We start from the raw sequence: 15169 nt of genomic DNA on the forward strand, positions 1-15169 counted from the left end.
GAGAGGTACAGTCCCATGGACGAGATAGTTTAGAAGGCGACATCGATTCAAATGAATAGGATGTCGCCTTCGTCGTTTTATTTTTTCTATTTTATCTGTTTTTCCTGCTCGCTCTCCGTCACGGACGTCTCCGTCTGCTGCCAGGGATTTTCCTCATCCGGATCAGTCGGATCCCAGTGGCAGTCCGGATCTGATTTATCCAGTTTTTGTGCCTCCGGTTTCCCGAGCGGCCCCGGGTCTTCCCCGTCGTATATTTCAACCGTAGTGCCTTCCGGGCAGTTCTCCGCAATCCATTTTGCATCCTCCACCGTCAGTCTTACGCAGCCCATCGACGCCTGCTGTCCCAGCTTGTTATACTTGTCCGTACAGAGTGTATCCTTTGCGCGCTTGTAATAGGGCACAGAATGGAACAGGATTCCCCCGTGAATCCGCGTCGCGTACTGCCCATACACACCGCCATAGAGTTCCCGCCACAGATACTTGGTGGAAATCTGGTAAGTTCCGCGCGGCGTTGCGTTGTAAAGTCCGGTCGAGCATACCATTGCCTTATAGGGTACCGTATACTCCCCCTCCTCATCCTGGGTGTAGATCGTGACGCAGTTCTGCTTGCGATTGATGCGGATATAATACGAAAATTCCGGTGTCTGCGTCTCCTTAACATCCGCTTCCGCTTTTCCGGTTCCGCTTACATCCGGCGTCTCAGTCTCTTCCTGCCGCACCGCTTCTGTCCCTTCCACCTGCAAGTCTTCCCCGTTCCCTGCATTTTCACCGGTCTGCGCCGTCCCGCCGCTTCCGTTTTCCCCCACATTCGTTTTGGCATTCTCACCACTTCCTGTGAGCGGTGTCTCTCCATCGTCTGCGAGCAGAATGTTTTCCGTGCTGCCGTCCATCACCAGTTCTTCCCGCTGGTACTCCCTGGTCCACAGTCCGTTGTCGCCGCTTAGCACCGCCAGTGCAGGCACATTCCACTCCATCTTGAGCGCAACAAATTCAAACAATGTCAGTACGCACAAAAAGACAGTGACTGCAGCCGCAATCATGCGGGCAGCCCTGCCTTCCATCATACGCTGTAATTCATTTTGCTCGTGCTTGTTGTTCTTCATATCTTAATCTTAAAGCTGGGTCTCCACGAAAATGTCATAGATCGCACGGATTGCCGGTTCAAAATCCGCATTGCTCACACCGATAATAATGTTAAGCTCAGAAGATCCCTGATCGATCATCTTGACGTTGATGTTTGCATGTGCCAGTGCCGAGAAGATACGGCCTGCCGTTCCTCTGGTCGACTTCATGCCGCGTCCCACAACCGCGATCAGCGCCAGATCACCCTCCAGCTCGATACTGTCCGGCTTTGCCAGACGGTGAATTGCTGAGATCACTGCCTGCTCCTTGCCCTCGAATTCCGGCTGGTGAACGAAGATTGTCATCGTGTCGATGCCAGACGGCATATGCTCGAATGAGATATTATTCTCCTCAAACGCGGACAATACTTTTCTCCCGAATCCAACCTCGGAATTCATCATATCCTTATCAATATTGACGGAAACAAAACCTTTTTTGCCGGCAATACCGGTAATGGTGTATTTTGACTGATGGCAGGTGCTCTCCACGATCCAGGTTCCCTCGTCATCCGGCGCGTTGGTATTGCGGATGTTGATCGGAATTCCTGCTTTTCTCACCGGGAACACTGCGTCCTCATGAAGCACGCTGGCGCCCATATAGGAAAGCTCGCGCAGCTCACGGTATGTGATCGTCTTGATCGGCTGCGGATCCTTAATGATGCGCGGATCTGCAATGAGAAAGCCCGACACATCCGTCCAGTTCTCATAGCAGGTGGCATGTACCGCACGCGCCACGATGGATCCCGTGATGTCGGAACCGCCTCTGGAAAAGGTCTTGATCGTTCCGTCCGGCAGTGCCCCGTAGAATCCCGGAATTACCGCACGCTCGCATTTCTCCAGACGCTCTGCCAGCACCTTGTTGGTCTTCTCCGCGTCAAAAGTTCCGTCCTCCTCGAAGGAAATCACCTCTGCCGCATCCACAAACTCGTAGCCAAGGTAATTCGCCATAATAATACCGTTCAGATATTCGCCGCGGGACGCCGCATAGTCAACCCCCGCTTTATTTTTAAAGTTCTCACTGATCTTTTTGAATTCTTCCTCCAGTGACAGCTTCAGATTCAGTCCATTGATAATTGTGTCATAGCGGTCCTTGATCTTCATCAGCGGCACGCGGAAATCCTCCTCCGCCTCCACCAGCGCATAACAGGCATATAACATATCTGTGACCTTGGTGTCCTTGGCATTGCGTTTTCCCGGGGCACTCGGCACTACATAACGTCTTTCCTTATCCGCCTGAATGATCTTCCCCACTTTTGCAAACTGTTCCGCACTTGCCAGAGAGCTGCCGCCAAACTTCACAACTTTAATCATTTTTCTGCTCCTCCAATTACCAGCTATCGTCAGGGACGCTTCCGTCCTCGCTTTAACGATTTAATATAACGATATATATATTATCATAAATGGCGGTTCCGTCAAATGATTTTTTTGAAAAATCGCGTTTTTCCTACAAAATGGCAACCGGTCCGGCAAGCTTCTCACGTACCACATACATGGTCATGTCCGGGCGCGTCGCCACCTTCCATTTCACAAGCGTCATCTGCATCTGTTCCAGTTCGATGGCAGTGATGCACCCGGGATGCACACAGCTTCCCGCATTCAGATACAGCTCCCCGTTTTCCGGCAGTCTCGGTCTGTGTGAATGGCCGGCAATCAGATAACGGTCGTGAAGTCTGGTCCAGCCCGCCAGGCACTGTTCATACCGGACCGCCTTTTTATAATTGCGCGCCGCACTCGTGGGATCATTCACGCCGGAGCGCTCCAACGGTTTCCACACGTAGCGCACCAGAGCTCTGGAGAGCCTCCAGCACACAGAATTAAAAAAATCCGCCTGATGCCCGTGAATCATGCAGACATCCCTTCCGCCCTCGCAATTATCTAATATAATCGCCTCCGGCAGGATTTTTCTCAGCTCCATATTGTGGTTTCCATAGATGCGGCACAGCGCATTCCGGCTTTGCAGACAAGCAAACATCTCATACACGGTCTCGTGATAGTGCACAATCCGGTCCATGCAGCGGTTTTCCCAGAGTTCCTCCCCGTCCCCCAGTTCCAGATAGAAGAATCCTCTCTTTATATAATGTTCCATCGCCGCCTCGTACAGGTACGCGTTTTTCAGGAAATTGTCATTTGTTGTCCCTTCCCCTCTGTGGCAGTCACTGATCACCACATAGCGGCTGCCCGTGCCAAGCGGAAGGTGCAGGGCATGTTCCAATGCCCTGTCAATCCTTCGATAACATCCCATGTTTTCACCTGCCCCGACATGATCTGTGCGGTTTCCTGGTCCTGCAGCGCGGTTTGCATCGCCCGCCCGAAAGCACCAGAATCTTCCGAAACCATCCCGGAAGCAGATAATATAGAAATACCATTCTGTCCGCCGTCCGTTTCCACGGGTATGTCACGATCCTAAATCCTCTGCACAGCAGCCTGTTCCAGAGAAGCACCACGCTTCTGCAGATTCCCGGAATCAATCCGTGTTCCTCCGAAAAATTCATCCGCACACTGACTTCTCTTCCGCAGATGCGAAAAAGGCTGCGCGGTTTTCCGGTTTTGTGGAGACCTTCCCAGAACGCCAGCGCCATCTCCTGCTCTGGGAAAATCAGCGTCGTGGCAAGTCTGAGGCGCGACGGTTTTGTATACACGCCCATCCGAAAGCCGGTGAGCCACCAGTGTCTGGCACAGATTTCATAAAACGTTTCCTCTGCCGTATCCAGACAGCTGCAGATTCTCGGGAGTTCTGCATCCGATACCGCTTCAAAATGCGCCGTGTGATAGGCGTGCGGCGGAATCACGCCCTTCGCATGGTAAATTCCGACCTCTCCGCCGGTGTTGATCCCGTACTGTCCCTTCCAGAATTCCACCAGCCAGGTTCTTCCCTCATAATTAAAGTACACGGGAAATGCGTCAATCACCATCCCGGCACCCACCGTCATGGTATCATATTTCGCCTCATATCCCTTGTCACGCTGCCAGGCATCCAGCCTTGAGGTAAAAATATCTTCCGACGGCAGATAAGCAAATCCAAAGGGTTCCGCCAGTTCATTGAGCAGCCGCACCCGTTCCCCGGGAGTCAATGCAAGAACTTTTTTCTTCGCCCGCACTCTGTGCACTACTGCCAGGATCAGCAGCGCCGCAAATAGTACCAGAAAGGCGATGCACAAGAGGCACCGCCCGTTTGCAAAGCACATCAGCGCGCCAGAAGTCCTCTTGCGAGATAATCAGCGAGTTCCAGCACCAGATCACTTAAATCCCGGAAGGTATCAATGCTCTGGTCATACTCACCGTTCATCTGATGTTCTATAATCTCGCGCGTCATATCCAGATAATTCAACAGAAGATTCCTCGTCTCTTTTCCTGCAAAGTAGGGATTCTGGTCAGCGAGAAGTGTTGCGATCTGATTCGCATTAGCATACCACTCCCGGATCTGCTGTTCATAATTCTCCTTATCCCCGGATTTTAACGTGCGGATGATCTGCCCCGTCATCTCCACATGTTCCACGAGCAGATTGCGCAGCTGTCTTGTGACAGCTACCGGCAGCCGCTCTGCAAAAACATCCGTGATTGCATCTGCAGTTTCCAACAGGCGTCCCTCCACTGCATACTGCTCTTTTGCATCTGCCCCGGAATCCACACTCATCATATACATCCGTGTCCAGTAGATCAGTTCCAGCCACGCCAGACGCATTGTCTCAAACAGCTGATTCACTGAATTCTGCCTCTCTCCCGCTGTCTGATTTCCGCCCGGGCGCTGTCCACCCGGAATCACCACTCCGATACCGATGTTTCCGCCCACGCCGGCATTACTGGTATTTCCACCATTTCCAGCATTACCGGTGTTCCCGGTGCTTCCGCTGTTTCCCGTGTTCCCGGTGTTTGCGCTGCCTCCCTGGGGCGGTACGTAGCTTTCCCCCGGGCAGACATAGAGCTTCATTCCTACCTGCAGGTTGTAGGGGTTTACCCCCGGATTTCCGAGTATCAGTTCCGTGACGGTTGTGTGGTACTGTCTCGCAAGGCGATACAGTGAATCCCCCTCCTGCACGGTGTGTACCATTCTATTCTGACAATACATAAAGATTCCACTTCTTTGTTTTCTCTCTTTATCTTATGTCAGATATAAGATCCTGGTGCATAATGATCTGCATATAGGGCAGGCAGACCGCGTGCTACATAATTCCTGCAAATACCGGTGCCAGCACAACTGTCAGAAGTCCCGCAACCGCAATGGCAAGACTGCTCATCGCACCTTCGATCTCTCCTATCTCCATCGCCTTGACTGTACCAACCGCATGGGATGACGCTCCGATTGCAATTCCCTTTGCCACCGGCTCCTCAATCTTAAATATACGGCAGACCGTCTCCGCCAGCATATTGCCAATCACTCCGGTAATAATAATCACAGCAACCGTGATGGTCACATAACCGCCAAGCTCCTCCGATATTCCCATGCCGATCGCGGTCGTGATGGATTTCGGCAGAAGCGTCACATACTGCGCATGATCAAAATGAAACAACAGTGCCAGTACAAGCACACACACAAGACTCGTAATCACACCGGAGATCAATCCAAGCACGATTGCCTTGGAATGTTTTTTCAAAAGCTCCACCTGCTCGTAGAGCGGGATCGCCAGACAGACCGTTGCCGGCGTCAGAAGATAGCTCAGATATTTTGCTCCCGCGTTATAACTCTCGTAAGGAATATCAAACGCGACCAGAAAAACGATCACCGCGACGATCGAAATTAAAAGTGGATTACATATCGGCCACTTCAGCTTCTTTTTCAAAAATACTCCCAGTTCATAGGTCAATACGCTGATTGCCACACCGAAAAATACAGACTGATTTAAAAATTCCTTCATTGTTTTATGCCTTTCTGTTTCTGCGAATTACAAACTGTGTCACTCTTCCCGAAATCACCATAACCACAATCGTGGATACAAACATGATCACAACCACCTGCACACAGATCGGCTTTAAAGCGCTCCAGGACTCGACCAGCCCCGCCCCCGCCGGAATAAACATCACCGGCATGATCTCTATCAAAAATTTCCCTGCATCTTCCACTGCAGAGAGTTTTATTATTCCAAGCTCCAGTGCCGCAAACAACAATACCAGTCCATAGATGCTTGCCGGTACCGGAAGTGGAAGCAATGCCTTTAATCCTTCTCCAAGAAATGAAAAAAGTAAAATAATCAAAAATTGTTTCAAATGCTTCATCCTGCCGTCTCCTCTCATCGGAACTTATTATAGCAACAGTATCACAACTTTTACATCGACATTCCGACGAAATGCATGCCTTTCTTTTTCTATTTACAGTGCAACTTTCTAGTTCTTACTGCCTATATACCCCGCAAGTGTATCCAGAATCACCTGCGGTTCGATCGGCTTTGCAAGATGAGCGTTCATCCCGGCCGCCAACGACTGGCTGACATCTTCCTCATAGGCATTGGCCGTCATAGCAATTATGGGCACAGTCTGTGCATCCGTCCGGCTCATTGCCCGGATCTGTCTGGCTGCCTCCAGTCCGCTCATCACCGGCATCCGGATATCCATCACGATTGCGTCAAAATATCCCTCCGGATTCTGCTCCACCATTTCCACCGCTCTTTTTCCATTTTCCGCATGTTCCACAATAATTCCCCTTGATTCCAGAATACGTCTGGCCACAAAAGTATTGATCTCATTGTCCTCTGCCAGAAGCACCCGTCTGCCTTCCAGGTTCTGTTTTGCCATGACTGCCTGTGGCATTTTTTCCGGAGCATCGATGCCCGAGATCGTAAGCGGCAGATCGAGGATTACCCCGGTACCCGCTCCTAATTTACTGTGAATTTCAATCGTGCCGTGCATCATGACCACCAGTTTCTTTACGATCGCAAGTCCAAGACCGGTTCCCTGCCATTGCAGGGCAAGCGTGCGGTTACCCTCCTGCGAAAACGGTTCAAACGCATGCTCCAGGAATTCCTCACTCATACCGATTCCACTATCCCGCACCGTAAAACGCACCCATTCAACGTTTCCTTCCGTGCGGAGCCTTTCGGTCAGAAGCCACACATTTCCGCCCTCTGGCGTGTATTTTGCTGCATTGGACAGCAGATTGAAGAAAATCTGCTTGAACCGCACCGCATCAGTGTATATCATTTCTTCCATATGCTGCAGATCACACTGGAACGTAATGTTTTTCTGCTCCATCAGCGGGCCGATCGTGGTATTGATTGCCGTTCCAAACGTCTTTCTGCTCATCTGCTCCGACTTCAGGTTCAGATTACCGCTCTCTATACGTGAAATATCCAGCATATCATTGATCAGTCCGAGAAGAAACTCACTTGAGGATTTGATTTTATCCAGATATCCGCAGATCGTCTCATCCTGACATTCCTGCCTTGCAACGGATGTCATGCCGATAATCGCATTCATAGGTGTCCGGATGTCATGACTCATATGGGCCAGGAATTCACTCTTGGCGCAATTCGCCCGCTCCGTTTCTTCAATTGCCCGCTCCAGACGTTCCTGCTTCTTCTTCTCCTCCGTTACGATGTCTTCGATGTCCACACAGCTTTTGAATACCGTCCCCATCTGCTTATCCATATAGGTATAACGGATCATTTTACGCCGCACTGAGCCATCAGACTCTCTCACATCAATTTCCTGTATGTAAAGTGGCTCTGCCTCAAGGTTACGACGGATTTCCTCTGTCTGCATTGCCCGGATGTGTGCTTCCAGCTGATCCGTCACTGCGACTCTGGTAAGATAATCACGGATATCCGCATCGTAGTCTGTTCCTCTGGCGCTCGGACACATGGAACTTTTTTCCTGCGCCATAATCTCGAAATGACCATTCTGCAGACAGATGTATTCCACATAATCATAGTCGAACTCAATGATCAGCTGCATCATACGGTCACGGTTTTTCTCATGCGTGACATCCCAGTTATTGTAAAAGGCAAACAAATCTCCCGTATCCAGCTGCGGTACAATCCTCACGTCCACACGCACCCAGATAATGTCGTCCGTGTCCCGCCTCTTTGCCCAGTAGTAACGCGATATCATTTCCTCTCCCTGCCAGTAGGCTTCCATCAATGCCTCTGGCTGTAGATCCGCATACGTCTCCCCAGTCATATGAATTTCCGAGAAAATCTTTTCAATGCGCTTCCGGTAGTCTGCTTCCTCACGCAATTCTTCGGTAAAATCCCCCAGACCATTGTATTTGACGGATTCCACATAACGCTGCGTGAGATTGACGCGGCTGGTTCCAATATTCGCATCTGTTCCTTTCTGATCCAATCCTCTGTCGATTATCATACTTCCATCTCCTGCCATACATTATCCGCAGTTTATTTTAACCCTGCCTGACCGGCCATCGCTCTTCTCTCCTCATACTGTTCATAGAAGTCCTGCTCCGGTTCATATGGTTTTATAAAAAACAGATTTAACAAAAACATGTTGATCGTCTTTGCCTCCTGTTCACCAATTCCGTCTTTCACCTGCTTCTCCAGCTGCTTCCGCAGGCCATGCCAGTCCATCAGAAACCGTTCGTATCGTTCCATCTGCGGAGTATCGAGCCATTTTCCAACCTTCACTTTGCTGCGCCCGGGCTTCTGACAGGCATCCATCTGCAGAAAGTAGCGGATTCTGCTTTCCTCATAGATTCTGCCAAGCGGAAATACACGACACAACCCGGGACGCATTGCGTGGATCCTGCATCTTCCCTGTTCATTCAAGAACACACACTGCTCTTTTTCTCCGTCCATCCTCAGGTTCGGAAGAATCACGCCGTCCACTACCTGCAGCTCTATCGTATCGACCAGCAGCTGCTCAAAATTTTTCCCGGTCACGGTCGTCAGACGCCATATATCACAGGGATCAAGCACAATGGATGTCCCCATTTTCTCACAGCAGGCATGACATCCCGCGCAGTCTCCGCACGCCGCCCGAACCATATCATTGCAGCCATATATTTTTCCATCTGATATTTCCTGCAGATCCCGTAACATTGCAATCTCCTCATTTCTTTTTTCTGTGTCTATTTTAACTGTTTTTTGCAAAAGAAGCAATAAACTCACATAGCCTATAGAGTGAAAAAAGAAACCGCCACAAAAGTGACGGCTTCTTAAATCCTGATTTTATAATATCTGTTCTATGCCCCTATGCAGCAGCTTTCTCAGAATCATTGTCTTTCATGACAAGCTTTAAGAGAATCGGGGTGATCAGCGTCGTTACAATAACAACGAGAACGATCGGAGCAAACAGGACATCATCTAACATACCGCTTGCATATCCCTTCTGCGCCACAATCAGTGCAACCTCACCTCGGGAAATCATACCGATACCGACCTGGAACGCTTCCTTTCCGGTACATCCGCATATCTTTGCACCCAGTCCGCATCCGACAACCTTGCTTAAGATGGCGATAACAAGCAGAATGATTGCGAAGATCCAGATGCTGGCATCCATTCCGCCGAGTGTTACCTTAAGACCTACACTGGCAAAGAATACCGGTGAGAAAATCAAGTAAGACGGGATCTCGCATCTTCTTGCAACATACGGTCCAACTTTCATCGTGCAGAGCATCAGTCCTGCGAAGTAAGCACCGGTAATATCTGCAATACCGAAGTATTCCTCTGAGATATAGGAAAGAATGAAGCAGAGCGCTACACAGATGATAGCGGTTCTTCTCTTCTCATCCTGCTCTTCCACAAATACCTTTAACTTTGTAAGCACGAAGATCAATACTGCAATAAATACGAAATACAGTACAATCTTTAACACAACTGTGATCGGGCTTACGCTGGTATCCTTTAAGCTGGTTACGATTGTGAGTACGATAATACCGATGATATCATCGATAACAGCTGCGCCAAGGATTGTCGTTCCGACTTTTCCTTTCAGCTTGCCCATCTCACGCAGCGTCTCAACTGTGATACTTACAGATGTTGCTGTCAGTACAACACCGACGAACACTGCCTTTAACACCTCATCGTAATCGCTGAAGTCTGTGTGGAAGAAAAATGCATACCCCAGGAATCCACCAATCAACGGAACAATCACACCGATCAATGCTGTTACGAAAGATGCCACACCATTTTTCTTAAGTTCGGACAGATCCGTCTCCAGTCCTGCGTTAAACATCAGGAGGATAACACCGAGCTCTGCCATCTGCTCAAGAAAGACGCCGGTATCTCCGGTCAATGTAATCAAGTTCAGACAGGACGGTCCTAAGATCACACCTGCAACTAATGCACCGACAACCGCCGGCATATGAATCTTACGGGTAAATAAACCCAGAATCTTGGTTGAGATCATAATGATCGCCAAGAACAGTAAAAATGAATACGATTCCATATCTATACTCCCTTTCTGTTAATAAATTATTAAATATGTATAAAGTATTCTTATAGCATAGCTATTCTAACGCTTTATCTCACAAAATGTAAGTGGCGTTTTTCAAGAAAAAACATCAAAATAATAACATTTTTTAGGAATTTTCAACAGATTTTCGGGGGATTTTACAGAAGATTTCGTTCGCATGGAATATATATTTCATTATTGTGTGTCCACAACTTCAACTACTTTACCTTTGCTTCTTCGACATATCTGTCTCATGCACAAAACTCTTGATGTTGATAAATGCACCAGCAAAACCAAGTCACATCAAAGCTATTATTTCATCCCCCCTATTACGTAGTGAAGAGGGATAGTTTTTTAGTATCTTTCGCTATCTCGAAGATGTAATAGTTGCGACTTTGGCCAGAAGTGGTAGATACAAACGTGTTTTCTTCGCAGAGTACGAAACACAGCCATGCTATCCCTTCTATATTATTAGCGATATTTCAACCCACACTCCCCTCTCTGGGAATAACTCCACTCTCACGCCTGTCTCCAAGCTGAGATCAACCTTCCAATCCACACTTTCCTCGCTGCGAGCGATCCAGAACGGGCAACAACATCAGCCATCTGACTACTTCAATCCTCGCTCCCCTCACAGGGAGCGACAAAACCAAACAATACAACGAGAGATCGTTGTAAAATTTCAATCCTCGCTCCCCTCACAGGGAGCGACCCAGAATATCGGTGATCGTGGTTGCTTCTTCCAATTTCAATCCACGCTCCCCTCACAGGGAGCGACTAATAAAAACGCAAATGGGTCATACTGATATTAATTTCAATCCACACTCCCCTCACAGGGAGCGACTTTTCTTGTTGATACTATCATATCACTTTAAAAAATTTCAATCCTCGCTCCCCTCACAGGGAGCGACACCGTGAAATCCATGTTCTGCTCCACATATCCAATGATTTCAATCCTCGCTCCCCTCACAGGGAGCGACAGTTGCGACCGTGGAGTCCGGGAACACTACAAAATTTCAATCCTCGCTCCCCTCACAGGGAGCGACAAATAATGACTTGCCCTCTTTCATGTAATTCGTATTTCAATCCTCGCTCCCCTCACAGGGAGCGACGCCACAGTTATCTCCTGTCCCGGCAGCCACTGCGATTTCAATCCACGCTCCCCTCACAGGGAGCGACGTAGCTCCGCTGTTTTTATAATTGTAGCAAGGGATTTCAATCCACGCTCCCCTCACAGGGAGCGACACACTATTCCCTTGGTGCTTTGCCTGTATCTGTGATATTTCAATCCACGCTCCCCTCACAGGGAGCGACACACTATTCCCTTGGTGCTTTGCCTGTATCTGTGATATTTCAATCCACGCTCCCCTCACAGGAAGCGACACAAAGATGCTTCTTTTTGGTGTATATCCGATCAAATTTCAATCCACGCTCCCCTCACAGGGAGCGACGCGCGTGCGATGGAAACTTTGAAGTACAGGTCGACATTTCAATCCACGCTCCCCTCACAGGGAGCGACCGATCTGCAATGCAGTGTATTTTTTCAATTCAAAATTTCAATCCACGCTCCCCTCACAGGGAGCGACTGATTTTTGTGGCGGGAATTTTAAAAAATCCTTCAATTTCAATCCACGCTCCCCTCACAGGGAGCGACAAATCATAGTGAAGTTAAATTTGTAAAAGATATATTTCAATCCACGCTCCCCTCACAGGGAGCGACAAAAGGGGTGGTGCTAATGATAATTAAATACATAATTTCAATCCACGCTCCCCTCACAGGGAGCGACTTGGAAATAGTATACGCAAGTCAAATTGCAGATATTTCAATCCACGCTCCCCTCACAGGGAGCGACATAGCTGCGCCACTTGATATTGCTTCGCCATGGCGATTTCAATCCACGCTCCCCTCACAGGGAGCGACATATATCCGCATAACCACTCTATATCTTCAAAATATTTCAATCCACGCTCCCCTCACAGGGAGCGACGCACCTTGCGGAACGGAAATTCACTACACAGTAGATATTTCAATCCACGCTCCCCTCACAGGGAGCGACGACAACGCCATTGACCTTGTATGCGACAAGAAAATATTTCAATCCACGCTCCCCTCACAGGGAGCGACTGTTGCAAACATGAGAAACGGCATGGGAGTATATATTTCAATCCACGCTCCCCTCACAGGGAGCGACAACAGCTTCGGAGCTCCCCAAACTTGGAAACGGATTTCAATCCACGCTCCCCTCACAGGGAGCGACTTATGACGCGGGAAACTATGGACGGTTAAATGCATTTCAATCCACGCCCCCCTCACAGGGAGCGACACGCCGTGCTGTCGGCATCTGACATGGAGTATTTTATTTCAATCCACGCTCCCCTCACAGGGAGCGACATCCTTTACAAACATAAATTCATAACCTAAATTATATTTCAATCCACGCTCCCCTCACAGGGAGCGACATTGGATTACACCTAAAAGCATCAATCAATGAGATTTCAATCCACGCTCCCCTCACAGGGAGCGACATATACGGTCTCGCAGCGGAAAACGCAGAAGAGGGAATTTCAATCCACGCTCCCCTCACAGGGAGCGACCACAAGCGACGGTAACAACACATCACAAGCAGATCATTTCAATCCACGCTCCCCTCACAGGGAGCGACCAGTAGTCATTGATCTGATTTCTTACGTTTGCCATATTTCAATCCACGCTCCCCTCACAGGGAGCGACGTGTGAAGAACAAGGTAACAGATGCCGGATGGTCAATTTCAATCCACGCTCCCCTCACAGGGAGCGACCGATTAAACTTATATTTCACAAACACTTTCGACAATTTCAATCCACGCTCCCCTCACAGGGAGCGACTGTGACTCGTCTTGATCTTGCTATTGACAATGTATTTCAATCCACGCTCCCCTCACAGGGAGCGACACAGCTCCTGGGTGGTACTTGATGCAAACTGGGGCATTTCAATCCACGCTCCCCTCACAGGGAGCGACATCGTGACTGCGTGTATGTGCAGACCAAGACGGGCATTTCAATCCACGCTCCCCTCACAGGGAGCGACTGATAACGCCTAGACTTACACCGTAGGCGCGCAAATTTCAATCCACGCTCCCCTCACAGGGAGCGACTTCTTTGGTGAATTGTATCGGATAGGTGCATCAATTTCAATCCACGCTCCCCTCACAGGGAGCGACTTGGACTCACGGAAAAACACCGCAAACATCTGAAAATTTCAATCCACGCTCCCCTCACAGGGAGCGACGGGCATCGGGCAATGGATGATGCATGGAGCCATAATTTCAATCCACGCTCCCCTCACAGGGAGCGACGATGGCGTACTGGCTGTCAGAACTTGCGCTTAGTATTTCAATCCACGCTCCCCTCACAGGGAGCGACGGCGTTAGGGTCTGGCGTGCTCCGTGGCGATGAGTTATTTCAATCCACGCTCCCCTCACAGGGAGCGACCATATAAGACGCCCTGGAATTCTGCGCCGACAGATTTCAATCCACGCTCCCCTCACAGGGAGCGACGACATGGCTATTCTGAAGAACTGCGGCATCTCCAAGATTTCAATCCACGCTCCCCTCACAGGGAGCGACCGGACAGATGGGCGGTAAGATGCTCGGAGGCGGAATTTCAATCCACGCTCCCCTCACAGGGAGCGACGGAGATCGCACAGGCAATAGCTGACGGAAACCTTATTTCAATCCACGCTCCCCTCACAGGGAGCGACCGATCAGACAAACGTGACGATCTCCGTCGATCTCGATTTCAATCCACGCTCCCCTCACAGGGAGCGACAAAACAAACTCATGTTACGGTCGATTATGTACATGATTTCAATCCACGCTCCCCTCACAGGGAGCGACAAACGGGCGTAGCTTGTCACGTATGACGCTATTTATTTCAATCCACGCTCCCCTCACAGGGAGCGACTTTTGCGGCGGCAAACTGGGATGAATACCTCTGCATATTTCAATCCACGCTCCCCTCACAGGGAGCGACTGTCAAAGACGGAGTAACCAACTTGGACAACATATTTCAATCCACGCTCCCCTCACAGGGAGCGACCAGACACGGTAAATCTTGCCAGCACCTATAACTTCTATTTCAATCCACGCTCCCCTCACAGGGAGCGACGGCGTTTGGAGTTATCAAAGAGATAATTCAATCATTTCAATCCACGCTCCCCTCACAGGGAGCGACGACAACGCCACAGGATAACGACGAGGAGCAGGTTATTTCAATCCACGCTCCCCTCACAGGGAGCGACTCTTGCAAGCCGTCAAAATCGTCTGCAATAGACTATTTCAATCCACGCTCCCCTCACAGGGAGCGACCACAAGCCTGTCATCCTCAATGTCGGAATATGATTTCAATCCACGCTCCCCTCACAGGGAGCGACATCTGCAATTCAGCAGCGGATTCAGCAGATTGAATTTCAATCCACGCTCCCCTCACAGGGAGCGACTGTCAAAGATGGAGTAACCAATCTAGATAATATATTTCAATCCACGCTCCCCTCACAGGGAGCGACTTGTCCAAACGTCCATTATAAAATGCACACGACAGATTTCAATCCACGCTCCCCTCACAGGGAGCGACGACGAACCGAACGGCGAATCGACGTTAAGTTTTATTTCAATCCACGCTCCCCTCACAGGGAGCGACATCGAAGCGGCGGCACAAGCTAGGCATATA

10 protein-coding genes and 1 CRISPR repeat array (1 of these 11 only partly in view) are annotated in these 15169 nt (G+C 49.5%); all 10 genes read right to left on the reverse strand.

Annotation, left to right across the window (positions count from 1 at the left end; all coding sequences use genetic code 11):
• Positions 1 to 86: 86 nt before the first annotated feature.
• The 10 genes from RHOM_RS12300 to RHOM_RS12345 all read right to left on the reverse strand — a co-directional run bounded on the left by RHOM_RS12300 (position 87) and on the right by RHOM_RS12345 (position 10454).
• Complete coding sequence (locus RHOM_RS12300) at positions 87 to 1103, reverse strand: L,D-transpeptidase (protein WP_014080641.1); 1017 nt, start codon at positions 1101 to 1103, stop codon at positions 87 to 89.
• A 9-nt stretch (positions 1104 to 1112) separates the two neighbouring features.
• Positions 1113 to 2432, reverse strand: a complete 1320-nt coding sequence (locus RHOM_RS12305) for an aspartate kinase (RefSeq protein ID WP_014080642.1) — start codon at positions 2430 to 2432, stop codon at positions 1113 to 1115.
• A 133-nt stretch (positions 2433 to 2565) separates the two neighbouring features.
• Positions 2566 to 3363 (reverse strand): metallophosphoesterase family protein, encoded by a 798-nt coding sequence (locus RHOM_RS12310; protein WP_014080643.1) that lies wholly within the window; start codon positions 3361 to 3363, stop codon positions 2566 to 2568.
• Between the two features lie 4 nt (positions 3364 to 3367).
• The gene (locus tag RHOM_RS12315; RefSeq protein ID WP_242823135.1) at positions 3368 to 4279 is read right to left on the reverse strand and encodes a DUF4474 domain-containing protein; all 912 of its coding nucleotides are present in this window, start codon (positions 4277 to 4279) and stop codon (positions 3368 to 3370) included.
• 26 nt (positions 4280 to 4305) lie between these two features.
• On the reverse strand, positions 4306 to 5187 hold the full coding sequence (locus RHOM_RS12320; RefSeq protein WP_014080645.1) for a LysM peptidoglycan-binding domain-containing protein: 882 nt from the start codon (positions 5185 to 5187) through the stop codon (positions 4306 to 4308).
• Positions 5188 to 5281: 94 nt separating this feature from the next.
• Positions 5282 to 5974, reverse strand: coding sequence for an LrgB family protein (locus RHOM_RS12325; protein ID WP_014080646.1), 693 nt, complete (start codon positions 5972 to 5974; stop codon positions 5282 to 5284).
• A gap of 4 nt (positions 5975 to 5978) precedes the next feature.
• Positions 5979 to 6332, reverse strand: coding sequence for a CidA/LrgA family protein (locus tag RHOM_RS12330; protein ID WP_014080647.1), 354 nt, complete (start codon positions 6330 to 6332; stop codon positions 5979 to 5981).
• Between the two features lie 108 nt (positions 6333 to 6440).
• A complete protein-coding gene (locus RHOM_RS16590; RefSeq protein WP_014080648.1) occupies positions 6441 to 8414 on the reverse strand; it encodes a hybrid sensor histidine kinase/response regulator in 1974 nt (657 codons plus the stop codon).
• 32 nt (positions 8415 to 8446) lie between these two features.
• Positions 8447 to 9106 carry a YkgJ family cysteine cluster protein gene (locus tag RHOM_RS12340; protein ID WP_014080649.1) on the reverse strand — a complete coding sequence of 220 codons (660 nt, stop codon included), beginning with the start codon at positions 9104 to 9106 and terminating at the stop codon, positions 8447 to 8449.
• A gap of 151 nt (positions 9107 to 9257) precedes the next feature.
• Entirely contained in the window at positions 9258 to 10454 is a 1197-nt protein-coding gene (locus RHOM_RS12345; RefSeq protein ID WP_014080650.1) for a cation:proton antiporter, read from the reverse strand.
• A gap of 618 nt (positions 10455 to 11072) precedes the next feature.
• A CRISPR array of direct repeats spans positions 11073 to 15169; the repeat unit is 33 nt; unit sequence ATTTCAATCCACGCTCCCCTCACAGGGAGCGAC; it runs 1315 nt beyond the window's last position.

Origin of the sequence: Roseburia hominis A2-183, from assembly GCF_000225345.1 — a bacterium.
GTDB classification, from domain to species: Bacteria; Bacillota; Clostridia; order Lachnospirales; family Lachnospiraceae; genus Roseburia; species Roseburia hominis.

What these genes read in the sequence shown, in the direction of transcription:
- RHOM_RS12300 (WP_014080641.1), bottom strand. Translation starts at nt 1,103, where the DNA reads ATGAAGAACAACAAGCACGAGCAAAATGAATTACAGCGTATGATGGAA.
- RHOM_RS12305 (WP_014080642.1), bottom strand. Translation starts at nt 2,432, where the DNA reads ATGATTAAAGTTGTGAAGTTTGGCGGCAGCTCTCTGGCAAGTGCGGAA.
- RHOM_RS12310 (WP_014080643.1), bottom strand. Translation starts at nt 3,363, where the DNA reads ATGGGATGTTATCGAAGGATTGACAGGGCATTGGAACATGCCCTGCAC.
- RHOM_RS12320 (WP_014080645.1), bottom strand. Translation starts at nt 5,187, where the DNA reads ATGTATTGTCAGAATAGAATGGTACACACCGTGCAGGAGGGGGATTCA.
- RHOM_RS12325 (WP_014080646.1), bottom strand. Translation starts at nt 5,974, where the DNA reads ATGAAGGAATTTTTAAATCAGTCTGTATTTTTCGGTGTGGCAATCAGC.
- RHOM_RS12330 (WP_014080647.1), bottom strand. Translation starts at nt 6,332, where the DNA reads ATGAAGCATTTGAAACAATTTTTGATTATTTTACTTTTTTCATTTCTT.
- RHOM_RS16590 (WP_014080648.1), bottom strand. Translation starts at nt 8,414, where the DNA reads ATGATAATCGACAGAGGATTGGATCAGAAAGGAACAGATGCGAATATT.
- RHOM_RS12340 (WP_014080649.1), bottom strand. Translation starts at nt 9,106, where the DNA reads ATGTTACGGGATCTGCAGGAAATATCAGATGGAAAAATATATGGCTGC.
- RHOM_RS12345 (WP_014080650.1), bottom strand. Translation starts at nt 10,454, where the DNA reads ATGGAATCGTATTCATTTTTACTGTTCTTGGCGATCATTATGATCTCA.